This window comes from Leifsonia poae, from assembly GCF_027921845.1.
In the GTDB taxonomy this organism is placed as follows: Bacteria; Actinomycetota; Actinomycetes; order Actinomycetales; family Microbacteriaceae; genus Leifsonia; species Leifsonia poae.
In genome coordinates, this window is record NZ_BSEN01000006.1 from 652,879 (window position 1) to 676,424 (window position 23,546).

Sequence of the window (23,546 nt, forward strand, 5' to 3'; positions counted from 1 at the left end):
GATTTAGTAACACTCTTGGTTTTATAGTCGCAGCAACCCACTCTGGGTGCATAGATCAGGAGTTTCAATGAAGAGACAACAGCTGCGCTTCGCCCTTGCGGCCGGCGTGATCGGCGTTCTAGGGCTCACCGCCTGTTCGGGTGGCGGCACCGAATCAGGCGGCGCATCCCAAGCCGATCCGAAGGCCAAGGTGACCATCACCGTCGGCGACATGCCCAAGGCGGACCAGCCCGCCGACCGGGCGAACTTCCTTCTGCGGGTCAAGGACTTCGAGAAGCAGAACCCGAACATCACGGTCAAACCGTCGACCGAGACGTGGGACGCCCAGACGTTCCAGGCCAAGCTCGCGGGTGGGACCCTTCCCACCGTCATGGGCGTCTCGCTCACCTACAGCCACGAGCTCATCCAGAACGGTCAGGCGCCGAACATGACGTCGTACCTCAAAGAGCTCGACATGGTCGACGACCTCAACCCGCTCGCCCTCAAGAACGTTCAGGACAAGGACGGCCAGATCTACGCCGTTCCGACCGGCCTGTTCTCGGTCGGGCTGGCATACAACCGCAAGATCTTCCAGCAGGCGGGGCTCGACCCCGACAAGCCGCCGACCACGTGGGACGAGGTGCGCGCCGACGCGAAGACCATCTCCGAGAAGGTCCCCGGCGTCGCCGGGTATGCGCAGCTGACCGCCAACAACACCGGCGGCTGGATGCTCACCACGATGACCTACAGCATGGGTGGCCGCATCCAGAACGTCGAGGGCACGAAGACCGATTTCGGTCCCGCCACCACCCAGGCGCTCCAGCTGCTGCACGACATGCGCTGGGAGGACAACTCGATGGGCAACCAGTTCCTGTACGACCAGGACCAGGCCCGTCAGGCGTTCTCCGCCGGCAAGATCGGCATCGTGATGCAGGCTCCGGACATCTTCCAGCAGGCCACGCACAACTACGGGTTCGATGCCGCCAACTTCGGTGAGGGAGCGCTTCCTCAGGCGAACGGCGAGAACGGCACCCTCACCGGCGGCACGCTCAAGCTGTTCAACGTGAAGGCGTCGCCGAACGAGCTGCTCGCGGCCCTCAAGTGGATCAAGTACTACGAGTTCGAGCAGTACTACAACGAGAAGCTCGCGATCTCGAACGCCAAGGCGGCCGTCGCATCCGGTAACCCGGTCGGTCTGCCGAGCCTGCCTCCCGTCTCGGACAAGGTGAACGAGCGGTACCTCGGCTGGGTGAAGGACCTGATCAACGTTCCCGTCGACCAGTTCTCCGGCTACACCGACTCGACCCTCAAGCTCATCCCCGAGCCTCCCGTGGCGACGCAGCAGACGTACGCGGCGCTCGACCCGGTGGTGCAGAAGGTGCTCACCGACAAGAACATCGACATCAAGCAGACGCTCGATCAGGCATCCCAGACCATCAACGGAATCCTGGCTCAGGCTCAGCGCTGATCCGCTCGGCTGCCGGGGTCGCATCGCGGCTCCGGCAGCCGGACGGTCGAAAGGTCGACAACGATGACGAAAACCCTCGAGCTCACCGCGCGACAGTCGCGGCCCGAGCCAGTCCGCACGCGCCGGCGCTTCTCCTGGAAGCGCTGGTACAACGCCGGAGGTCTGTCCGCGGTCGGATTCGCGATCCCGATCGTGCTGATCTTCCTCTACTTCTCGTGGGGCCCGATCGTTCAGGGCATCACGCTGAGCCTCCAGCGCACCAACCTCGTCGCCCCGGCCCAATGGGTCGGTCTCAAGAACTTCGAGTACGTCCTGGCCGATCCCGGGCTTCCGCAGGCGGTGCTGAACACGGCGTACTTCGCCGTGCTGGCGCTGATCATCGGCTTCCCGATCCCGATCATGCTGGCGGTGTTCATCAACGAGCTCCGCCGGTGGGACTGGCTGTACAACACGCTGGCCTACCTCCCGGCCGTCGTTCCCCCGGTCGCCGCCATCCTGCTCTGGAAGTTCTTCTACGACCCGTCGGGGTCCGGCATCTTCAACACGATGCTGGGCTGGTTCGGGCTCGGCCCGTTCCCGTGGCTCAACTCCGAGGCGATGGCGATGCCGTCGATCGTGCTCTACGCCACCTGGGCGGGCGCCGGCTCGACCGCCATCATCTACCTCGCCGCTCTCGGCACGGTCCGCACCGAGCTGTACGAGGCCGCGGAGATCGACGGCGCCGGCATCTGGTCGCGCATCTGGCACATCACGCTGCCCCAGCTGCGCAACATCATCTTCACGATGATGCTCCTGCAGCTGATCGGCACCTTCCAGCTGTTCACCGAGCCGTACCTGTTCACCGGTGGCGGTCCCAACAACGCCACCCAGACCATCCTGCTGAAGATCTACAACTACGCGTTCGTCAACGGCGATTACGGAGCGGCCACCGCGCTGAGCGTGCTGCTCGCGGTCTTCCTCGGGCTGCTCTCGTTCGTCTACTTCTTCGCCACCCGGAAATGGAGCCGCTCATGAGTGTCATCGACGACACCCTCGTGTCGACCGTCAACGATCAGACGCTGGCCGAGGCGTCGGCCGGCGAGCGGCGCCGAGCCAGGAAGGCCGAGCCGAAGGAGCGGGGCGCGATCTCGATCGCCGACCGCAGACGGCCCGGGGTGAAGGTCGCAATGTGGATCATCCAGATCCTCGTGTTCGCCGGCCTCGTGTTCGCCGGTCTCGGGCCGCTCGCCTGGTCGGCGAAGGCGTCGATCACCAGCAGCCAGGCCATCATCTCGGACCCGATGGGCATCTGGTTCCAGCCGAACGAGTGGGGCAACTTCATCAAGGCGTGGAACGGCGCGCAGATCGGGCTCTCGCTCGGCAACACGGCGATCCTCGCCATCGGTTCGACCATCACAACGCTGTTCGTCTGCACCACCGGCGCCTACCTGCTCAGCGTGCTGCGGCCGAAGTGGGCGCCCTGGCTGACCGGTGCCATCCTCGCCACGCTCTTCCTGCCGGGGATCATCTCGCTCGTGCCGCTCTATCTGACCATCCTGAAGCTGCCCGTCGCCGGCATCAGCCTGCAGAACACGTTCTGGGCGGTCTGGCTTCCTGCGGGTGCGAGCGCGTTCAATGTCATCGTGCTCAAGAACTTCTTCGACTCCATCCCGCGTGAACTCATCGAGGCGTCCAAGATCGACGGCGCCGGGCCGATCAGAACCTTCACGAAGCTGGTGCTCCCGCTCTCGCGCCCCATCATCGGCGTCGTCGCGCTGCTCACGATCGTCGCCTCGTGGAAGGACTTCCTGTGGCCGATGCTCGTGCTGCCGAACCCGAACCTGCAGCCGGTCTCGGTCGCGCTTCCCGCATTGGCCAAGGGCCCGACCCCGTTCGCGGTGCAGATGGCGGCGGTGTTCCTCACGATCATCATCCCGGTCATCCTGTTCGTCGCGTTCCAGAAGCAGTTCCTGCGCGGGGTCGGCACGGCGGGAGGGGTGAAGGGATGAGCGGTGTCGCGGGCGCACGTGTGCTGGTGACCGGAGCCTCCGGGCGGATCGGCTCGGTCACGGTCGAGCGGTTGGCGGCAGCCGGAGCGCGGGTGACGGCGTTGTCGAGCACACCACCCGAGCATCCCGGCGCCGATCGCGTGCTGGTGGGCGACACCACCAGTGAGGCCGACGTTCGGGATGCGCTCGACGGGGTCGACCTCGTCGTGCATCTCGCCGCGCTGGCGCACAAGAACGCGGGCACCCCGTACGACGTGTACTCCGTCAATGTCGTCTCGACGTTCAACGTGCTGGCGCAGGCGGGCGCGCTCGGCATCGAGCGGGCCGTCGTTGCGGGCAGCATCAACTCGTATGGTCTTCCGCAGAACGTGGTCGAACTGCTTCCCGCGTACTTTCCGATCGACACGAACATCCCGTTCGATCTCGGCGATTGGTACTCGCTCTCCAAGCGCAACGACGAGAACACGGCGCGGATGGCCTGGCGGCACTGGGGGATCGACGTGGTCACCCTGCGCTTCCCGCATGTCAACAGTCCGGATGCCCTGCTGGAGCAGAGTCGCGGGTATGCGGCGGATCCGGGCGAGGGCGTGCGGGAGGGGTGGTCGTACCTCGACACCCGGGATGCGGCGCGAGCCATCGAACTGGGCCTCACCGCTTCGACGCGCGGCGCCCACGCGTTCTTCCTCGCGGCCGACACCACCAGCGCGCCGTACCGCACCGAGGAGCTGCTCGACCGCTTCGCGCCGGGGGTGCCCCGCACGCGGCGCTTCGTCGAGCGCGAGGTCCCGATCGATCTGACCCCGGCCCGCGAGCTCATCGGCTTCCGGGCCGAGCACCAACTGCCGGTCGAGACCACCGACCTGCCCGCGACCGAACTGCCCGCGACCGACCTGCCGTAGCACCGGTTTTCCGAGACCCACCAGCAGAAAGAGAGTCATGACCTTCGACACCTTCGCCAACCCGTGGCCGCCGCGCGAGAACATCGAGATCACCTCGGTGCGCGCGATCACGACCGCGCCGGAAGGAACGGCGCTCGTCGTCGTGCGCATCGACACGAACGTGCCGGGGCTGTACGGCCTCGGCTGCGCCACCTTCACGCAGCGATGGAAGGCGGTTCAGACGCTCGTGGACGAGCACCTCGCGCGCCTGCTGGTCGGGCGCTACCCCGGCGACATCACCGACCTCGTGCGGCTGTGCGCGTTCACCGGATACTGGCGCGGTGGCCCGGTGAGCAACAACGCGATCTCGGGCGTCGACCAGGCGCTCTGGGACATCGCGGGCAAGCGCGCAGGGCTTCCGGTGCACGAGTTGCTGGGCGGCAAGGTGCGCGCGGCGGCCGACACGTACATCCACGCGGCGGGGCGCACGGCCGACGAAGCGATCGAGCAGGCGCACGGCTTCATCGAGGAGGGCTGGCGGCACATCCGGCTGCAGCTCTCGACGCCGGGCGGCGGAGGCTACGGCGCACCGGCGCTGCCGACCGTGTACCCCGATGCTCCGTACCGCAACGGCTGGAGCGCGCGCGACTATCTGCGCCGAGTCCCCGAGCTGTTCGAGGCCGCGCGCGCGGCGCTGCCCCGCGACACCGAGCTGCTGCACGACGTGCACTCGCGACTGACGCCCAAGGAGGCGGTCATCCTCGCCCGGTCGCTCGAGCCGTACGGCCTGTTCTTCCTCGAAGACGTGCTGCCGCCCGAGCACTGGGACCGGCTGCCCGAGGTGCGCGCCGCGAGCCCGGTGCCGCTGGCGGTCGGCGAGCTCACCACCTCGCTGACGGATGCCGTTCGGCTCGTGCGCGACGGCGGTGTCGACTTCATCCGCAGTCACGTCTCCGACATCGGCGGGCTCACCCCCGCCCGCAAGATCGCGGACCTCGCCGAGCTGAGCGGAGTGCGCACGGCGTGGCACGGTCCCGGCGACACGTCGCCGATCGGGGCGGCCGCGAACGTCGCCCTCGATGTGACCTCGGTGGCCTTTGGGATCCAGGAAGGCCACATCTACAATGAGGCCACGCACGACGTTTTCCCAGGGACCCTGCGCATCGAGAGCGGCTATCTCACGCCGAACGATGCCCCGGGGTGGGGCATCGACATCGACGAGGATGCCGCCGCCCGCTATCCGGCGGAGCTCTCGGGACACGACGCGTGGGCCGCGGGCGTCCGCCGGCCCGATGGCGCATTGGAGGCACCGTGACCCAGCTGAGCGAACCGCCGCGCGGCGCGGGCGATGTGCTCATCCATCGCGCGCAGCGACAGCGGTCGACTCAGCGTCAGCAGCCGGGAGCGAACCAGTACGACCTGGGCTCGTTCAACGAGGCGACGATCATCGAGACCATCCGGCAGGCCGGCACCATCAGCCGCACCGAGATCTCCGAGCTCACCGGCCTCACCCAGCAGTCCGTGTCGCGCATCCTGAGGGTGCTGCTCGAGCGCGGCCTGCTCGCCGAGGGGGAGCAGGAGCGCACCGAGCGGCTGGGCAAGCCCCGCACGCCGGTGCGGCTGCGCGCCGCTGCCGCCCACGCGATCGGCGTGCTCGTGGACCCCGAACTCATGTCGGTGGTGCTCGCAGATCTCGACGGCACGATCATCGTGTGGCGCAGCATCCCGCTCACGCACGACATGGCGCCGGATGCCCTGGTCGACGCGATCGCCCTCTGCTCGGAGGAGATGCTCGCCCGGCCCGAGCTCGTCGGGTCGGCGTTCCTCGGAGTCGGCGTGGCCGTGCCGGGACCGATCACGACGGACGGCTCGCTGCTCGACCTGCCGCTGTCGGAGGCCTGGCGCAACGTTCCGCTGCGGCAGCTCCTCGCCGACCGGCTCGGATGCGCGGTCGTGGTCGAGAAGGACGGCGCCGCGGCCGCGATCGGCGAACGCTGGATCGGGCGCACGGCGCGAGCCGGCGACTTCGCCTACCTCTACTTCGGCACCGGCATGGGCTCCGGGCTCGTTCTCAACGGCGAGGCCTACCGCGGCGTCAGCGCCAACGCGGGCGAGTTCGGCCAGCTTTGCGCCATCCGCATCGGCAACGTCGACGCGCAGGGGCGCCCGATGCTGGTGCGCGAATGCAACCCGACGGCCGCGCTCCCGGAGATCGCGCGCGAACTCGGGTATTCGGGCACAGCGGTGACCTACCAGGAGATGTGCCGTGAGGTCGGGCGAGGGGACCCCGCCGCGTACGCCGCCGCCCAGCAGATCGCCGACATCATCGCGCTCGGCGCTGCTGCCCTGGTCGACCTGCTCGACCTGCCGACGCTCGTCGTCGGGGGTCCCGCGTTCGAGCCGGAGCTGCAGCAGCTCGTGCTCGCCACGATCGACCGCGCAGTGAACGAACTGCCGACGGCGCGATCCGCGCGTCATGTCACGGTCGAGCAGTCGCTGATCCCCGAGGGCGCCGGCGCAGTCGGCGCGGCGTCGATGATCTTCCACGCCTCGTTCGCGCCGTATGTGCGGAGGACGCAGAAGTACAGCCTGCTGTGAGCGATGCAGCACTCCTCGAACTCCAGGCGGCCGCTGTCGATCGACCCACGGGAACGGCGGGAACTGCCGGAGCCGCCGGAGCCGCCGGAGCCGCACCGGGCTTCACCGCGCTGATCGACCCGCGCGGCGCACGGCTGGCGTCGCTGCGGATGCTCGATCCCGCGGTCGAACTGCTTGCGACGACCCCGTGGGCCGCCGACGACTGGGACGGCTCGCCGCCGCTGTCCGGCTCGTCGGCCGAATGGCACCGGCGCTACCCGGGCGGCTGGCATGTGCTGGCGCCGCACTCCGGCGACGCACGCACGCTCGACGGGGTCGAGCATCCGTTCCACGGCGAGGCCGCCTGGCGGCTGTGGCGGCACGTCGAAGCGGAAGCGGCATCCGGTGCGAGCGTGTGGGAGGTGGCGTTGCGCACGGTCCCGGTTCTGCTGAGGCGCACCTTCCGGATGCGTGCCGACGGCATCGACATCGTGCAGGAGTTCACCAATCGCTCCCGCCGCCCGGTCTCGTTCAGCTGGACCGAGCATCCGGCGTTCGGCCCGGCGCTGATCGACGCGACGACCGTCGTGGAGCTGGGTGGGCGCGTGCTGCCGGTGACCTTCCCAGCTGCGGGGCAGGGGCACGGCGACTTCGGCGCCTACGCGGCCCCGGCTCCGGGTGTGGCGCGCATCCGGAACCCGCGTGCCGGGATCGAGGTCACGCTCTCATGGGACTCGTCGGTGCTGCCGCACGCGTTCGTGTGGCAGGAGCACCACGCCGGCGAGGGTTTTCCGTGGTGGGGGCAGGTGGATGCGATCGCGGTCGAGCCGGCGTCGCGGCCGTACGACGCCGATCCTGAGTCGCTCGGGCCGTTGCGTCTCGCGCCCGGGGAGTCGCTGGCGTCGACGGTGTCGCTCACGGCGCTAGTCGTGCGATAACGCGACACGGACCGCGCCCGCGTCGCGTTACCGCACGATCGGTCGCGCTCAGACGAGAGCGCGCACGCCGCCGGGGGCGTCGGAGAGCGGCACCGCTGCGGGTCGCTCGCAGGTGGTCTCGAGCGTCACCGTGGATCCGGTCGCCGAGGCCGTGAGCAGCGACTCCATGATGTCGAGCACGTGCAGGGCGAGGTCGCCGTTGGCCCGTGCTTCGACCCCGTCGGGCGTCGCCGCGAGGTCGGCCAGACCGTAGCCGCGGGCGGCGTCGCAGTAGCCGGCGCTCGGTTCCAGGGTCTCCCAGTCGTCCGAGCCGAGCGGTCGCAGCCGCACGTCGCCGTCGAAGCCGTTCGGGTCGGGCACGACCATCGATGCCGCGTCGCCGTGCACCTCGATATTGGATGCTCTGGTCGCGACGGCGTCGAAGCTCATCACCAGCGTCGAGAGGGCTCCGGATGCGTGGCGGAGCACCCCGGTGACGTGGGTGTCCACATCCACCGGCACGACCTCGCCCGCGCGCGGTCCGGAGCCGATGGTGCGGGACTGCCGCGTGTGGCTCGCCGATCCCACCACGGAGACGACGGGGCCGAGCATGGTCACGAGCGCGGTCACGTAGTACGGCCCCATGTCGAGCAGCGGTCCGCCGCCCGGCTGGTAGTAGAAGTCGGGGTTCGGATGCCAGCGCTCGTGTCCGGGCGTGACCATCACCGCGGTCGCCGCGATGGGGGTGCCGATCAGGCCGTCGTCGATCGCCTTCCGCGAGGTCTGGATTCCGGTGCCGAGCACGGTGTCGGGCGCGCATCCGACCCTCACCCCGGCGGCACGGCCGGCCTCCACGACGCGCTTCGCGTCCGCGAGCGTCGCCGTGAGCGGCTTCTCGCCGTACACGCCCTTGCCTGCGGCGATCGCCTTCAGTGCGACCTCGGAGTGCGCGGCCGGGATGGTCAGGTTGAGCACGACGTCGATGTCGGGCGCCGCGAGCAACTCGTCGACGGTCGACGCGCGCACGCCCTCCGCCTCGGCGGCGGCGCGGGCGCGGCCCTCGTCGAGGTCGGCGATCGCCACCAGGCGCACGGCCTCGAGGCGGCGGAAGGTCGAGAGATAAGCGCCCGAGATGGCGCCGGCGCCGATGATTCCGATGTTCAGCGTGCTGCCCACAGCAGTCCCCTTTCGATGATGGTGCGCACCGGCTGACTCTCGACGATCTCGAGCCGGTGCCCGGGGGCTGAGACGAAGACGCGTCCCTTGCCCCACTGCCTGGTCCAGATCGCGGGCGAGGTGACCGGGCGGTTCCAGGCGTCCCACGGTCGAGCATCCTGTGTCGTGGTCGCGAGCACGTCGTTGTACTCGTCGCTGAGCACCCAGTACTGCTCGGTGACGAGGTCGAAGTCGTCGATGCCCTGCGTGATCGGATGCGTTCTGCCGTACTCGGTGATGTGGACCGTGTACGGGATGTAGTTGTCCTCTTGCGCGCCGACGCGCTCGTCGGGAGCCTTGCCCGCGTGGTGGGCGAACTGGCCGCCGATCATGTGCAGGTAGTCGGCGTTGTCGCGGTAGGCGTCGGCGATGCCGCCGTGCCAGCCGGCGAGACCGGTGCCGTTCAGCACCGCGCGCTGCAGGCCGGCGAACTCCTCGCGCTCGATGGTGCTCATCGTGTTGATCTGCACGATGAGGTCGACCGTGTCGAGGTAGTCGCCGTCGGTGTAGACCGCCGTCGATTCCTCGGTGCGAACGTCGAAGCCGTTCGCCTCGAGGAACGGGATGAACAGGTCGGTGGTTTCGACCGGCATGTGCCCGTCCCAGCCGCCGCGCACCACCAGGGCGCGCTTCGTCCGTTCCGGGGTGGGCGGCGTGATTGCCACGTGATACTCCCTTGTAACTTGCGCAAACCACACAGTGCGGTATGCGACCAGAGAATCGTTTCACACCGGAATCCGGCCCTCAAGCGCGTGAACAGGATATTTGTTGCGCAACTAGCCGTGAGTATGCTTGCCGCATGGTTGTCAGTCATCGACGCGCGACGTTGCGCGACGTCGCCCAGCGCGCCGGCACGACCATCCCGACCGCCTCCAAGGTGCTCAACGGCCGCAGCGACGTGTCGGACGAGACACGCACGGCCGTGCTCGAGGCGGTGTCGGAACTCGGCTACGTGCGGCCGGCCGGGCGGTCGATCGCGGATGCGCGCGGCGATGATGCGTTCGTCGATCTGGTGATCAGCGGGATCGAGGGAACCTGGGCCAACCGCGCGCTCAGCGGCGTCGAGCAGGCCGCCGTCGATGCCGGGGTGGACCTCGTCGTGAGCGTCGCGCGACTTCCCGACGAGGGATGGCTGACGCGGCTGCTCGCCCGCCCGTCGCGCGGTGTGGTGCTCGCGCTCGTGAACGCCTCGGCTCCGCAGCTCAACGCGTTGCAGGCGGCCGGAGTTCCGGTCGTGCTCCTCGACCCGGTCTCGCAGCCGCCGGCGTCCGTGTCGAGCGTCGGCGCCGCGAACTGGGCCGGAGCTCATGCCGCGGCTGAGCACCTGCTCGGGCTCGGGCATCGCAGCCTCGCCGTCATCGCGGGTCGGCGCGAGCACCTCTACAGCCAGGCGCGGGTCGACGGCTTCCGTTCGGCGGTCGGGATGCACGGCGACCGTCCCGTGCCGCGGGTCGCCTTCGCGGACTGGAAGCGGGACCGCGCGCGCCAGGCAGCGCTCGAACTCTTCCGCACCGCCGAACCCCCGACGGGCATCTTCGCCTGCTCGGACCACATGGCGCTCGGCGTCTACGAGGCGGCCGAGGAGTGCGGCCTCAGCATCCCGGAGGATGTCAGCATCGTCGGCTTCGACGATCTGCCCGAGGGGGAGTGGGTGCGCCCGCGCCTCACCACCGTCGAACAGCCGATCGCCGACATGGGTTCCGCTGCACTGCGGATGCTGCTTCGGCTGCGCAGCGGCTCGGCGGCGGGCACGCTTCGCGAGGAGCTGTCGACGCGGCTGCTCCTGAGGGAGTCGACCGGGCCGGCCACAGGCTGACGGCGCGCGACGCGACGACATCGCGAAAGCTTCACTGTGCGGAGGTCGGCGGAGAATTGGCGCTGTCGCTGCGCCGATCTTCGAGCGCCTCGCGTACGTGGCTCGGATGCCTCGGCGATGATCTCGCGCATGGAATTTGTGTCAAGCAGGAATGATGCGAGGTGGTGCTTCGACGGATCAGTTTTCCTGGGGTGCGTGCTAATCTCTAACCATCACGATCAGCCCGCTCGCCTCACGGCTCGGGCTGATTTTCTTTAACGGGAAGCGCTGTGCCTGAATACAGCAAGCCATGGCTGACGCTCGACGAGCAGGTGGACAAGCTCGAGAGCCGCGGCGTCACGGTGGTCTCCCGTGCCGAGGGTCGCGATCTGCTGGCGAAGATCGGCTACTACCGTCTGTCCGGATACCTTTACCCGTTCCGTCTGTCCGAAACGTACATCGACGACGGCAGGCAGAAGGTGCGGGTTCTCGCTGACTACCGAGCCGGCACGACTGTCGCTTATGCGGCTGAGCTCATCGATTTTGACCGACGTCTCCGCGTGCTGGTTCTGGAGGGAGTCGAGCGGATCGAAGTCTCTTTGCGCATGCAGGTCGCCTATACGTTGGGCGAGCGGTCTGCGTTCGCACATCAGGATCCGAAGTCGTACACGTCGTCGTTCACGGCCGAGCACCTCGACGAGGAAACCGGCGAGCAAAGGCCGAGCAAGCTTTCGCGAATGCTTGCCCGCATTCAGGACCGACAGAACGGTTCCGACGAGGCCTTCGTCGCTCATTTTCGTGATCGGTACGACGGCAGGCTTCCCATATGGGCGCTCACGGAGATCCTCGAATTCGGCCAGCTGGGGCAGCTGTTCGGCGGTCTTCAGAACGATCTCGCCAGCCGGATCGCCGCAACGTACGCCGTGCCTACGAAAAAGATGTTCGGAAGCTGGATCTCGAGCCTCAACTATGTGCGGAACGTCTCGGCACATCATGCGAGGCTCTTCAACCGCATGCTGGTTATCGCCCCCAGCCGTCCTACCTTCGAGCAGGTTCCCCTCCTAGGGCACCTTCGCACCGAGGATGGCTCGAAAGCGACGTTCGGCACATACAACGCGCTCGCGATCATGGCCTACCTGATCTCTGTCATCGATCCGTCCTGCGACTGGAATCGTCGCCTGGCAGCGCAATTGCACGACTTTCCCCAGGGCGCCCTCTCGCTTGCCGACATGGGCGTACCTCTCGGGTGGGAGACTCAGGCGCTGTGGACGCGAGGATGAGCGACCGATGAGGCGCGCCGGGCTCGATCGGCGACGGAGCTGATCGTCCCGTGTCCTCATTATGGAGGACGCCCCCAGGACTGGGGTGGTCCCCCATAGTGCGGACAAGTCTTGTACCCCGATAGAAAGGTCTGTGTAGGGATTCTTGCCTGACCCGAACGGGCGAGCGCCACCCGAGGCGTACCCAGGTCCCTACTGTTTCCTGGGGGAAACTGTTGCTTACCCGACTGCAGTCCTTCTTTTCGCGCGCCCGAAAGCGCTCCGAAACCCGCCCGGCAACCCGCCCGGCAACCCGCTCCGACAGGCGGCGCGGCGTGCTCCGCGCGCCCGCCGCTGTCGCAGCCGGTGTCGTCGTCGCCCTGATCGGCGGCCTCGCGCTCGGCGCGCCAGCGGCCAGCGCCGATGAGCTCGGATCCGGTGTGCTCAACCTGTCGAAGGTGGCCGGCACCGCGACCGTCAAGCCCGGGCAGCAGTTCGTCTACACCCTCAACTTCGGGTGTTCGTCGACGACCACCGGCTGCGTGGATGCGACGCTCACCGACCCGATTCCGGCGCCCCTGGTCGTCGTGGGGACCCCGACCGTGGTCGGTGCCGGGAGCGTGACCACGACCGTCACCGGCAACACCCTGAAGGTCGTCTTCAAGGACAGCGTTCCGAACACCACCCCCGCGAGCACTGGTCTCGCCGCCGGCACGACCGGTTCCGTCCAGTTCCAGGTGAAGCTGCCGGATGACGCCGCGAAGTCCTACGACGGCACGGTGCTCACCAACACCGCCACGTTCGCCGCCGCCAACGCCGCGACCGTCTCTGCCTCCGCTCCCGTCACCGTTCAGATCCCGGACGTGATCGCCGCGACGGTCACCAAGACCTGGGCGCCGCTGTCGACGCAGTTCCAGCCCGGCGAGGAGTCCACGACGACCCTCGGCGTGCGCAACGGCTCGAACATCGACGCGTCCTCGCTCGCGATCGATGAGCCCGCCGACCCTGCCGCTGCCGGCAGCACCTTCAACTTCTACGACCTGTCCGGCTTCGGCGACGTCGTCTTCCCCGAAGGCGCCGACCAGGTTCAGGTCGTCGCGACCGCCGGCGGTGCCCCGATCGCAGGTCCGGTCGGCACGACCCCTGTGCTCCCCACCGGCGTCGATCCAGGCACGGTCACCTCGTTGCGCTTCGTCTTCAGCTCGTCCACCGGCGCGACCATCGTCACCGGCGGCACGGCCGGCTCCGTCGAGCTCACCCTGACGCAGCGCGCCGCCAACCGGGCGACCTCGGCGACCCTCGTCGCCGGCGGCACGCGTGTCAACACGATCGCGGGCGCCGTCTCGACGCCGAACGGCGACGCGCCGGCTCAGCGCGTGAGCGCAAGCCAGGTCATCGCACCGCTCACCGTCAGCGTCGCCGCCGACAAGTCGTTCGCGACCCAGCAGCTCCCCGCCGGCCAGTCGACCACCGCGAAGCTGACGGCGCGCAACACCTCGACCGGTGCGCTCACCTCACTGACCATCCGGGAGCCCGGCACGGGCACCTTCTTCACGAACGACGTCAGCTTCGGCGGCTTCGCAGCCGGCAGCGCGTGGCCCGACGGTGCGACCGGGGCCACGGTGAAGTGGTTCGTCAGCGGCGGCACTGCCCCGGCCGACTCGTCGTTCGCCGAGGGCGATGCACCGCCGTCGGCCCCCGCGGTCGACGCCGGGCAGTACCTCACCGGCTTCGAGATCACCTACACCGGCCGGATCAGCACCGGTGCCACGGCCATCGTCCCGTTCACGGTCGCAACCACGACGGCCGCCGGACCGGCAGGCGCCGGCTTCACCCGCTACCCGAACGAGGCCATGGTGACCGGCGTCAACGCCGCGGGAACGGCCACCGACCCCGCGAGCGCAGACCTCGACGTCTACTTCCCCGAGGTCAAGCTCACCCTCGACAAGACCATCACACCGCAGACCGTCATCCCGGGCGGCACCAGCCTCGTGCAGTTGCAGGCCCAGACGCCGTCGGGCACGAGCTCGGTGCGGCCGGCGTCGATCGTGATCACCGAGCCGCGGAGCACGGCGACCGCTCCGTACTGGAACGCCTTCGACGCAGCCGCCGTCGCGCCGACCTCGGTCCCGAAGGGCTCGACCCTCACGGTCCGCTACACCACCGACGGCACGACCTGGAAGACGCTCGAGACGGTCGACGCGACGACCGCCGCGAAGACGTACTCGCGCGTGCTCGACGACGTGCTCTCGTCCGGCACCTCGCACTCCGACGTCGTCGGGCTCCAGTTCGCGTTCGCCGATGCGAGCGGCTTCGGCCAGGCGACCGCTGTGAAGCCCGGCATCGTGTTCGTCGCCCGCGGCGAGCTGCGCGACGGCAGCGGCGTCACGAACCCGGGCACCTACCCGACGCTCACCCCGTACGACAACTGCGCGAGCGCGCAGGCGAGCGGCACCATCAACGGCGGCACGCCGATCGACAGCGCCGTCGCCGTGGACTGCGCCGCCGCGAACGTCCAGGCGACCGACGGCGGCCCCGGCCCGATGATCGCCTCGAAGGCGTGGGACGGCACCAAGGTGCTGCAGGCGCAGTCGAAGACCACCACCGGTGTCACGCTCGGCTGGGGAACCCAGACGTCGGGCATCACCTCGATGACCATCCAGGACCCGGCGGCCGAGTCGCCGCTCTCGGGGAGCGTGTTCCAGGCGTTCGACCTGGTGCGCATCGACGCCATCACGCCCACCTCGACGGCGGGTGCGACGTACGATCCGCTCATCCGCTGGGATGCGGTCTCGAAGGTCGAGCTGTTCGACGGCACGAGCTGGGTCGACATCACCAGCAAGGCCTGTGCCACCGCGCAGGCCTGTAGCGGCACCTTCCCGGGCTACACGCTCTCGACCGCCGAGCGTGCGTCGACGCAGGGCGTGCGGCTCACCGTGATCGAGCGTCCCGACCGCGCCACCGCGATCGCCGCATCCGGTGACGCGACGGCCCCGTTCGTCGGTTCCGGCGTCGCGAGCGCCTCAGCCGGCGCATTCCCCGGCGCGAATCCGGATGCCCGCACGATGCACCTCGATCTCCAGCTCCGCAACGCGGTGCGCAACAGCGCGATCGACGACTGGGTGACCGGCACCCGCACCTACAACATGGCCGGGTCTCCCGGAGCGGTCGACAACACAGTGAAGGTCACCGGCCAGCCCGCGTCGGGCGCACCGTTCACCCGCACGGCGGCCGACCACGTCACCATCATCGACCCGATGTTCACCACGAAGGTCACCAAGTCGGCGTCGGCGACCAGCCTGGTCATCCCGCAGCCGGATGTCCCAGGGACCGCCTACCCGACGACGACCTACACGACCACGATCGAGAACACCTCGACGACGAACACCTGGCAGCTCCGGCTGAGCGACCCCGTGCAGTGCACGAACGCCGCCGCGAACGCGCCGTGCGTCTTCGGGCCGTACGTCGCGGCGAGCAACCCGTTCGAGACGCTGAACCTCACCGCGATCAAGGTCGACCTCACCAACGCCGCCGGGGTGCAGCCGTCGCTGAGCCAGGTCTCGCTGCTGCACCGCGCCGCCGACGGAACCCTGTCGACCGAGAACGTGAGCCTTGCCGCTGCCGCTGCGAAGTCTGCGACCGATCTGTCCGACGTCGTCGGCGTCAGCGTGCTGCTGCGCGGCACGAACGCGCAGGGCGCCGACGGCTCCGGCGGTTCGATCGCACCGGGGCAGAAGGCCACGGTGACGCTCGCCACTCAGCTGCGCCAGACCGCGCGGGCGACGGGCGCCACCCCCATCCCGTCGACCGTGCCGAACACCGCGTTCGGCACCCTGCACGACGAGGTCTATCCGACCGCGGATGCCGGCGACAGCGCCGGCGCCAACGTCGCCCTGGTCAGCGGCAACATCGCCGTGACGGCTCGCAAGAGCATCACCCCGGGCAGCACGCTGCAAGCCAACCCGGTCTCGCCCATCACGGTGCTCCTCGGGGCGCGCTCGACCGGCACGATCTCCCCGAAGGTGCTCGTCGTCGAGGACTCGAGGGTCACGTTCTGGAACGCCTTCACTCTCGGGTCGTTCAGCATCCCGACCGCGCCCACCGGGGCGAACCGGGTGCTGGTCGAGGCGCAGACGGGACAGGGCGCCGGCGCGACCTGGCACGGAACGAACGGAACGCCGACGACGCTCGCCGCGGCCGCGCTTCCCTCCGATGTGATGGCGGCCGACGTCACGGGCCTGCGGTTCACGTTCAGCCGCGTCGACGGCGCGAGCTTCGCGGCCTCGAACAATGTGGACAACATCCAGCTGAAGGTGTCGCTGCGCTCCACCCTGCGCGACGGCTCCGGTCCGGTCACCTCGACCATCGTCGCCGCCCCGATGCCGGGCGAGACCGCGGCGGGCACGGTCACCGACACGGTGTTCGCCGACGCCGCGTACAACGCCATCCACGCCACTCGTGCCACAGCGACGGCGACCTTCACGGTGACGCCGGGAACGGCGACGATCGCGGTCGAGAAGACCTCGCCGGGGCAGGCGGCTGCCGGGCGCGAGGTCCCGTGGACCCTGCGGTTCAAGAACACCGGCACCGGCTACCTGCCGAACCCGGTCGTGACCGACACGCTGCCGTCCGACGGAACGCTCCTCTTCGTCCCGACCAACGTGCCCGTCTACGCCACCTCGACCGGGGGAACCCTCCCGACCGATGGTGCGACGATCACGCGCACCTACGACCCAGCGGCCGGAACCATCCGGTTCGTCTGGCCCGCCGGCTCCCGCCTGGCGCCGGGGGAGACCTACTCGATCACGCTGACCCTGCAGATCAAGCCGGGCGCGAACCCCGGCACGACTGCGCTCAACACCTTCGGCGTGACCAGCGACCGCACCTTCGCCGGATGCACGGCCCTGAACGCCGGCAACGGCCGCCCGGTCTCGCTCGCGAGCAACACCTGCAGCACGAACAACGTGGTCACCACGCTGGCGCAGGGATCGTTCACGGCATCGAAGGGCGTCAGCTCGACGACCGGCAAGGCGCAGAACATCGCGAACCCCGCGGTACCCTGCACCTCCGACGGCGACGGCTTCTACCGGTACCCGTGCGCTGCGGTCAGCGCGATCGGAGCGACCGACACCTGGAAGCTCGAGATCGTGAACGGCGGCAACGTCGCGGCCCGCAACCTCGTCGCGATCGACGTCTTCCCGCATCCGGGTGATGTCGGCGTCGTCGACCCGTCGCAGCGCGGATCGGTCTTCTCCCCCCGCTTCAACGCCGACCTCGCGTTCACGCCGAGCGCGGAGGCGGCAGGCTCGTCGATGGCGTGGTTCGTCAGCACCGCCGTGAACCCCTGCGTCACCGAACTCACCCCGGGCGGCGCGGCGTGCCCGGCCGGATCGTGGATCCCGTCGAGCGCGGTCGGCGACACGATCGACGCGGGCGACGTCACGGGCGTGAAGCTGGCGTTCGACTTCTCGCGGGCTTCCGGCGGCACACTCGCTCCCGGAGCGGTGCTCAAGGTGACCTACTCGTCGACCAACGTGCCGACGACCACGGCCGGCGACGACCGGGCCCCGGTCTCAGCGCCCGTGACCGGTGTGCGCGCCTGGAACTCGTTCGGCTTCTACCCCACCTACGTGTCGGGTTCGCAGCCGGCCGGACCCCAGGAGCCGATCAAGTCGGGCGTCATCCTGACCGGCGGTTCCCTGCGCATCACCAAGGCGATCACCGGACCGGGCGCCGCGTACGCCCCGACCAGTTTCGTGGCGGATGTCGCGTGCACGGTCGACGGTGCGACGGTCGACCTGGGCGCGGCCTCATCGGTGACCCTGAGCGATGCGAACGGCTACGCTGCCAGGGTCGACGGGATCCCCGTCGGCTCGGTGTGCCGCGTGACGGAGCACGGTGCCGAAGGCTCGTACGGCGAGTCGACCCGCACGGTCACGCCGGCGAGTGTGACGATCCGCGCCTCGGGCTCGAGCACCGATGCCGTCCCCGCCGACCAGTCGGTCGCCATCGTGAACGACTACGCCGTGACGGCGCTGACCGTCACGAAGAAGGTCGACACCGCGGCGACCGCGGGCACGTTCGGGCCGTTCGGCTTCACCCTGAGCTGCGTGGCAGCGGGCGGTCAGACCATCCCGTTGCCGGCCGGGGACGCCGCGTTCTCGCTCGCCGACGGCGGCTCGCACACGATCGGCGACCTCCCTGTGCGAGCGCGCTGCGAGCTGACGGAGACCGGAAGCGACGGTGCAGCCACGGCTCCGAACCACGTCGCCATCTCGGTGAACGGCGCGGCGGAGACGTCCGGCCCGCAGGCGACCATCACGATCGCGGATGCGGCTGGCGGCAACACCGCGCTGGTCACGAACCATTACGCCGCGGGAACGCTCTCGATCGCCAAGACGGTCGACGGGGATGCCGCCGGCGACTTCGGCGGCGGCCCGTTCACGGCTCACGTCACCTGCGTCTACGGCACGCAGACGCTGTTCGACGGGGATCTCTCCATCGTGGGCGGGGAGACCGAAGCCGTGCCGCGGACGTTCCCGGCGGGAACCTCGTGCGCCATCGCCGAGACGAAGACCGGCGGCGCCACGTCGACGACGATCGACACTCCGACCGTCGTCATTCCGGGCAACACCGACGGGACGGTCGCCGCGGTGACCGTGAACCTGACGAACACGTTCTCGGCCGGCTCGGTCACCATCGAGAAGGTGCGCACGGGCGACGGCGTCGCGACCTACGGGTCGGGACCGTTCACCGCGCAGCTCGTCTGCACATGGCAGAAGGACGGACAGCAGTTCACCATCCTGCTGCCCGGCGGGGGCCTCGTCACGCTCGACGCGGCGAACGGCTACACGGCCACCGTCACGGGCCTCATCCAGGGCGCCCACTGCGACGTCACCGAGACCGCGACGGGCGGGGCGACCTCGGTCGTGGTCGCGCCGGCATCCGGTGTGACCGTGCCGGCGGGAACCCCGGCGACCGTGACGATCACGAACACGTTCGACACCGGGTCGCTCGCCATCGTCAAGAAGCGCGTCGGCGACGGCGTCGAGAAGTTCGGCGCCGGACCGTTCACCGTCACGGTCGACTGCACCTACGTCGTCGACGGTGTCGTCACCCCGATCGAGCTGGGCGCCGATGGCACGATCAGCCTGTCGAAGGACAACGGCTACACGGCGACCGTGCCGAACCTGATCGCCGGCGCCCGCTGCGCGATCGTCGAGACGGATGCGGGACTCGCGACCGCGACGACGATGGATCCGGCCGACGGAGTGGTCACCATCGGTGCCGGTGCGACCGCGACGGTCACCGTGACCAACACGTTCGACGTCGGTCACCTGACGATCCGCAAGGATGCCGCGCGCGACTCGGTCTCGCTCGGCGACACCATCGTGTACACGATCACGGTCACCAACGACGGCCGGATCGACGCGCACGATGTGAAGGTGACGGACACGATGCCGGCGCCGCTGCGACTGGTGTCGACCTCGCCGACCGCTGCGGTGTCGGGCCGGATGCTCACCTGGACGATCGGCGCCCTGGCCGTCGGCGTGAGCACCACGTTCACGGTGGAGGCCGTGCTGACCTCGCCGGCCGACACCACGAACCGCGTGACGGTCGAGAACCCGCCGGGACCGTGGACGCCGCCCACCTCGCTGACCCCGTGCGCCGAAGACCCGACGGCCGCCTGCGCAACGGTGGTCGACCCGCCGCGCGCGGGTGGCAGCGGACTCGCCTCGACCGGCTCGGACGTGAGCGGGTTCGCCCTGCTGGCCGGCCTGGCGCTGCTCGCGGGAGCCGCGCTCCTGGTGGCGAACCGCCTGCGCCGTCTGCGTCGCCCTGGTCGCCTGGGTGGTCGCTCCTAGCCACCGGCAGCGTTCGATGAGGGGTCCCGACACGCCGCATCCGTAAAGGGTGGGCCAGCGTGTCGGGACCCCTCGTTCGTCCCGGGGGGAGGGTGTGGACGATGGGCACGGGTGGGAGGATGCTGGAACACGGAGGCAGCCGACATGACAACACTTCCCGATCGTCCGAACACGGCACTCGTGATCCTCGACGTGCAGAACGGAGCTGTCGAGGGGGCGTACGAGCGCGATGCCGTCATCGCCCGCATCCGCTCGCTCGTCGACCGAGCGCGCTCCGAAGGCGTGCCGGTCATCTGGGCGCAGCACTCGGATGAGGAGCATCTGCCGTACGGCAGCGAGGCGTGGCAATACGTTCCCGAGCTGGTGCGCGAGCCATCCGAGGCGCTGATCGCCAAGCAGTACGCCGACGCGTTCGAAGAGACCCAGCTCGAGGAGGCGCTCGCTGCCGCGGGGGTCGGGCGACTCGTCGTCGCCGGGGCGCAGACCGACGAGTGCATCCGGTCGACCATCCACGGCGCGATGGTGCGCGGCTACGACGTCACGCTGGTGGGAGACGCCCACACGACCGAAGACCTCAGCGACTGGGGTGCGCCGACGCCCGACAAGGTGATCGCCCACACCAACCTCTACTGGGACAACCACCGCGCCCCCGGCCGCACCGCCGCCGTCGTCCCCGCCGCCGACGTCGCCTTCTCCTCTCGCTGAGCGGCGCCGCCCACCTCTCGTTGAGGGGCGGCAAATGCGCCTAAACACGCCGACGAACCCTGCGTTTGCCACCCCTCAACGAAACCGGATGCGGTCGAACGGTCCCGCAGAATAGAGTCGTGGCTTTTCGCGCGACAGACCGGGTGGTGCCCGTCTCGGTGAACCGGATCGAGATCGAAGCCGAGGTGCCCTTCGAGACGCTCCGGCGCGCGTTCGAGGCCGAGGTGCCGCCGCTCGACGAGGAGCGCTTCCGGCAGCTGGTGGCAAACGGCGCGGAGTGGCGGGCGTTCCAGCAGGCGGCCGGCGGCAACAGCATCCACAGTTTCGTGACGTTCTGGCGCAACTACCCGAGCGCGATCATGAAGGTCGGCGGCGCGGACATCCCGAGCGCGAGCTACCTGATCGGCGACTACGCGACGGCGGCCAGGATGTTCCGGCACGACGCCGGCGTCATGCTCTACGCGCCGCTCCGCCTCGAACTGCACGCGAACCGCTCGGGAGGCACCGTGCTCACCGTCGACCAGCCGAGCTCGCAGCTGACCAGCCTGCAGAACAACAAGATCACGCAGACCGGCTACGAACTCGACCGGATGCTCGGCGACCTGCTCGAGGAACTCGGCCTCCCGCGTCCCGCGGCACTCCGCCGCTAGTCGCTCCGCCGGTAGCCGCTCCGCCGCCAGGGGAGGGCAGGGCGCGTGAGAGTACAGCGCCGCATCCGGATCTGCGAGCAGATTTCGGGACATGACTCCGTGTTGAGTTTTCGGACCCCGGATGCGCGACACCGGCGCGCGACGAGTCTTAGCGTGGTGCCACTCAGCCCGTCCCCAAGCCAGGAGTTCAGCATGCCTACGCGTTCCAACTGCACGGCCTTCGACCCGGCGAAGGCGGGGTCGCTCCGATGACGCGCTCGCCGATCTCGATCGTCGGAGTGAGCGGGAGCCCGACGCATCCGTCGCGCACGACCACGTTGGTGCGCGGTGTGACCGAGGCGTTCGCGGACGCGGTCGGCGGAACGGCGACGGTGATCGAACTGGCGCCGCTGCTCGGCGAGCTGGGGGCGGGTCCGTTCCGCAGCCAGCTCGGCCCGAACGTGCAGGCCGCGCTCGAGGCGGTGGAGGCCGCCGACATCGTGGTGGTCGGGTCGCCCGCCTACCGTGCGACGTACACCGGCCTGTTCAAGCTGTTCTTCGACCACATCGGGCAGTACGCGCTCGTGGACAAGCCGATCGTGCTGACGGCCACGGGCGGCAGCGAACGTCACGCACTGCTGGTCGAGCACCAGATGCGCCCGCTGTTCGGGTTCTTCCAGTCGCTCACTTTGCCGCTCGGCATCTACGGGAGCGAGCGCGACTTCGAGAACTACGAGATCACGTCGGATGACCTCAAGGAGCGCATCCAGGTGTCGATCTCGCGCACGCTGCCGCTCATCCGCTCGCACATCGACCCGGAGACGTACGCCGCTCCGGCGACGTTCGCGCGGCCCGACGCGTTCTGAGGCAACCCCGTTCGACCGCGGCCGCCGCCGGCAGAAGCCTCGGCTGAGTCGCTGTGTTTCGTGCCGGCGTGCGGCGCGCGCCCCGAGTTCGTAACCTTGCCGCATGACTGAACTCTCCGGTGACGCTCAGGACTTCGAGACGCGGCAGATCCACGCAGGCGCCGTCGTCGACGCGCAGACGAACGCGCGGGTCACGCCGATCTACCAGACGGCCGGATACGTGTTCTCTGATTTCGACGACGGAGAGGAGCGGTTCGCCGGGCAGAGCTCGTTCCGTGCGTACTCGCGCAACGAGAATCCGACGAACGCCGTGGCGGGGCAGCGGATTGCGAACCTGGAGGGCGGCGTCGACGGCATCGTCGTCAGCAGTGGGCAGGCCGCGATCGCCGCCACGCTGTTCGCGCTCGCTCAGGCCGGCGACCACATCCTGGCGACCCGCTCGCTGTACGAGGGCACGCGCGAGATGTTCCGGGGTGCGCTGCGACGGCAGGGGCTCGAGGTCGAGTACGTGGCCGACGACGCAAGCGAGGACGAGTGGGCCTCGCGGGTCACCGCGCGCACGAAAGCGATCTACACGGAGACCATCCCGAATCCGCTCAACCAGGTCGTCGACCTCGAGCGGCTGGCCCGCATCGCCCACACCGCCGGGGTGCCCCTGGTGGTCGACAGCACCGTGGCCACGCCCTATCTGTGTCGCCCGATCGAGTGGGGCGCCGACATCGTCATCCACTCCACCTCTAAGTGGCTGGCCGGGCATGGATCGGTCATCGGCGGTGCCGTCGTCGACGGCGGCCGCTTCGACTGGGAGGCGAACGGCGAGCGCTTCCCGCACCTCGTCACGTCACCGCGGCCGGGGGTTGCGTCCTTCGCCGAGCGGTTCGGCGCCGGCGCCTTCCTCGCCTACCTGCGCACGGTCACCGTGCTGGAGTACGGGCCGACCGTGCCGCCGACCAGCACCTTCCTGCTCCTGCACGGCATCGAGACCCTGTCGCTCCGGATGGACAAGCACATCGCGAACTCGCTGGCGGTCGCCGAGTGGCTGGCCGAGCAGCCGGAGGTGGCGGCGGTGGCGTATCCGGGCCTTCCGTCCGACCCGTTCCACGAGCGGGCGGAGCGCTATCTCCCGCGCGGCGCGGGCGCGGTGGTCACCATCGATCTGGCGGGCGGCCGTGACGCCGCACGCCGCTTCATCGACGCGCTCGAGCTGGTGAGCCCGATGACGCACATCGGTGACGTGCGCACGCTGGCCATCCACCTCGGCAGCACGATCCACGCCAAGCTGACGGAGGAGGAGCGGCTCGACGCGGGCATCACTCCGGGGCTCATCCGGTTGTCGATCGGGCTGGAGAGCTCGCGCGACATCATCGCCGACCTGCAGCGCGGGCTGACGGCGGCCGGTCGCTAA

Annotated in this window: 16 protein-coding genes; 14 read left to right on the plus strand and 2 right to left on the minus strand. The window is 69.3% G+C overall.

The genetic code is table 11. The features are described from left to right. Nucleotides 1-67 precede the first annotated feature (67 nt). The 7 genes from PKE84_RS10150 to PKE84_RS10180 all read left to right on the plus strand — a co-directional run bounded on the left by PKE84_RS10150 (nucleotide 68) and on the right by PKE84_RS10180 (nucleotide 7,828). A complete protein-coding gene (locus tag PKE84_RS10150) occupies nucleotides 68-1,447 on the plus strand; it encodes an ABC transporter substrate-binding protein (RefSeq protein WP_271177104.1) in 1,380 nt (459 codons plus the stop codon). Nucleotides 1,448-1,510: 63 nt separating this feature from the next. Beyond that, the gene (locus PKE84_RS10155; protein ID WP_271177105.1) at nucleotides 1,511-2,461 is read left to right on the plus strand and encodes a carbohydrate ABC transporter permease; all 951 of its coding nucleotides are present in this window, start codon (nucleotides 1,511-1,513) and stop codon (nucleotides 2,459-2,461) included. After that, nucleotides 2,458-3,435, plus strand: coding sequence for a carbohydrate ABC transporter permease (locus tag PKE84_RS10160; protein ID WP_271177106.1), 978 nt, complete (start codon nucleotides 2,458-2,460; stop codon nucleotides 3,433-3,435). Before PKE84_RS10155 ends, PKE84_RS10160 begins: the two co-directional genes overlap by 4 nt. Continuing rightward, on the plus strand, nucleotides 3,432-4,334 hold the full coding sequence (locus tag PKE84_RS10165; RefSeq protein WP_271177107.1) for an NAD-dependent epimerase/dehydratase family protein: 903 nt from the start codon (nucleotides 3,432-3,434) through the stop codon (nucleotides 4,332-4,334). Before PKE84_RS10160 ends, PKE84_RS10165 begins: the two co-directional genes overlap by 4 nt. A 37-nt stretch (nucleotides 4,335-4,371) precedes the next feature. After that, the gene (locus PKE84_RS10170; protein WP_271177108.1) at nucleotides 4,372-5,628 is read left to right on the plus strand and encodes an enolase C-terminal domain-like protein; all 1,257 of its coding nucleotides are present in this window, start codon (nucleotides 4,372-4,374) and stop codon (nucleotides 5,626-5,628) included. Continuing rightward, on the plus strand, nucleotides 5,625-6,911 hold the full coding sequence (locus PKE84_RS10175) for an ROK family transcriptional regulator (protein WP_271177109.1): 1,287 nt from the start codon (nucleotides 5,625-5,627) through the stop codon (nucleotides 6,909-6,911). The genes PKE84_RS10170 and PKE84_RS10175 overlap by 4 nt, the downstream gene beginning before the upstream one ends. Then, nucleotides 6,908-7,828, plus strand: a complete 921-nt coding sequence (locus PKE84_RS10180; protein ID WP_271177110.1) for an aldose epimerase family protein — start codon at nucleotides 6,908-6,910, stop codon at nucleotides 7,826-7,828. The genes PKE84_RS10175 and PKE84_RS10180 overlap by 4 nt, the downstream gene beginning before the upstream one ends. Before the next feature lie 48 nt (nucleotides 7,829-7,876). On the opposite strand, the gene PKE84_RS10185 is transcribed toward PKE84_RS10180, so the two are convergent. Further along, nucleotides 7,877-8,983 carry a Gfo/Idh/MocA family protein gene (locus tag PKE84_RS10185; protein ID WP_271177111.1) on the minus strand — a complete coding sequence of 369 codons (1,107 nt, stop codon included), beginning with the start codon at nucleotides 8,981-8,983 and terminating at the stop codon, nucleotides 7,877-7,879. Continuing rightward, complete coding sequence (locus PKE84_RS10190; RefSeq protein ID WP_271177149.1) at nucleotides 8,968-9,615, minus strand: ThuA domain-containing protein; 648 nt, start codon at nucleotides 9,613-9,615, stop codon at nucleotides 8,968-8,970. The genes PKE84_RS10185 and PKE84_RS10190 overlap by 16 nt, the downstream gene beginning before the upstream one ends. 206 nt (nucleotides 9,616-9,821) lie before the next feature. On the opposite strand from PKE84_RS10190, the gene PKE84_RS10195 reads away from it, so the two are divergent. The 7 genes from PKE84_RS10195 (at nucleotide 9,822) to PKE84_RS10225 (ending at nucleotide 23,546) form a co-directional block, all read left to right on the plus strand. Further along, on the plus strand, nucleotides 9,822-10,838 hold the full coding sequence (locus PKE84_RS10195; protein ID WP_271177112.1) for a LacI family DNA-binding transcriptional regulator: 1,017 nt from the start codon (nucleotides 9,822-9,824) through the stop codon (nucleotides 10,836-10,838). 269 nt (nucleotides 10,839-11,107) lie between these two features. Beyond that, nucleotides 11,108-12,097, plus strand: a complete 990-nt coding sequence (locus PKE84_RS10200; RefSeq protein WP_271177113.1) for an Abi family protein — start codon at nucleotides 11,108-11,110, stop codon at nucleotides 12,095-12,097. A gap of 314 nt (nucleotides 12,098-12,411) precedes the next feature. Beyond that, nucleotides 12,412-19,941, plus strand: a complete 7,530-nt coding sequence (locus tag PKE84_RS10205; protein ID WP_271177114.1) for a DUF5979 domain-containing protein — start codon at nucleotides 12,412-12,414, stop codon at nucleotides 19,939-19,941. Nucleotides 19,942-20,085: 144 nt separating this feature from the next. Next, the gene (locus PKE84_RS10210) at nucleotides 20,086-20,646 is read left to right on the plus strand and encodes an isochorismatase family protein (RefSeq protein WP_271177115.1); all 561 of its coding nucleotides are present in this window, start codon (nucleotides 20,086-20,088) and stop codon (nucleotides 20,644-20,646) included. A gap of 119 nt (nucleotides 20,647-20,765) precedes the next feature. Next, complete coding sequence (locus PKE84_RS10215) at nucleotides 20,766-21,296, plus strand: DUF302 domain-containing protein (RefSeq protein WP_271177116.1); 531 nt, start codon at nucleotides 20,766-20,768, stop codon at nucleotides 21,294-21,296. 248 nt (nucleotides 21,297-21,544) lie between these two features. Next, nucleotides 21,545-22,141 (plus strand): FMN reductase, encoded by a 597-nt coding sequence (gene msuE, locus PKE84_RS10220; RefSeq protein WP_271177117.1) that lies wholly within the window; start codon nucleotides 21,545-21,547, stop codon nucleotides 22,139-22,141. Nucleotides 22,142-22,244: 103 nt separating this feature from the next. Continuing rightward, nucleotides 22,245-23,546, plus strand: a complete 1,302-nt coding sequence (locus PKE84_RS10225; protein ID WP_271177118.1) for an O-acetylhomoserine aminocarboxypropyltransferase/cysteine synthase family protein — start codon at nucleotides 22,245-22,247, stop codon at nucleotides 23,544-23,546.

Bases quoted from the DNA above. Each gene is read 5' to 3' on its own strand.
- PKE84_RS10150 (WP_271177104.1), top strand. From the start codon at position 68: ATGAAGAGACAACAGCTGCGCTTCGCCCTTGCGGCCGGCGTGATCGGC.
- PKE84_RS10155 (WP_271177105.1), top strand. From the start codon at position 1,511: ATGACGAAAACCCTCGAGCTCACCGCGCGACAGTCGCGGCCCGAGCCA.
- PKE84_RS10160 (WP_271177106.1), top strand. From the start codon at position 2,458: ATGAGTGTCATCGACGACACCCTCGTGTCGACCGTCAACGATCAGACG.
- PKE84_RS10165 (WP_271177107.1), top strand. From the start codon at position 3,432: ATGAGCGGTGTCGCGGGCGCACGTGTGCTGGTGACCGGAGCCTCCGGG.
- PKE84_RS10170 (WP_271177108.1), top strand. From the start codon at position 4,372: ATGACCTTCGACACCTTCGCCAACCCGTGGCCGCCGCGCGAGAACATC.
- PKE84_RS10190 (WP_271177149.1), bottom strand. From the start codon at position 9,615: ATGCCGGTCGAAACCACCGACCTGTTCATCCCGTTCCTCGAGGCGAAC.
- PKE84_RS10195 (WP_271177112.1), top strand. From the start codon at position 9,822: ATGGTTGTCAGTCATCGACGCGCGACGTTGCGCGACGTCGCCCAGCGC.
- PKE84_RS10210 (WP_271177115.1), top strand. From the start codon at position 20,086: ATGACAACACTTCCCGATCGTCCGAACACGGCACTCGTGATCCTCGAC.
- msuE (WP_271177117.1), top strand. From the start codon at position 21,545: ATGACGCGCTCGCCGATCTCGATCGTCGGAGTGAGCGGGAGCCCGACG.
- PKE84_RS10225 (WP_271177118.1), top strand. From the start codon at position 22,245: ATGACTGAACTCTCCGGTGACGCTCAGGACTTCGAGACGCGGCAGATC.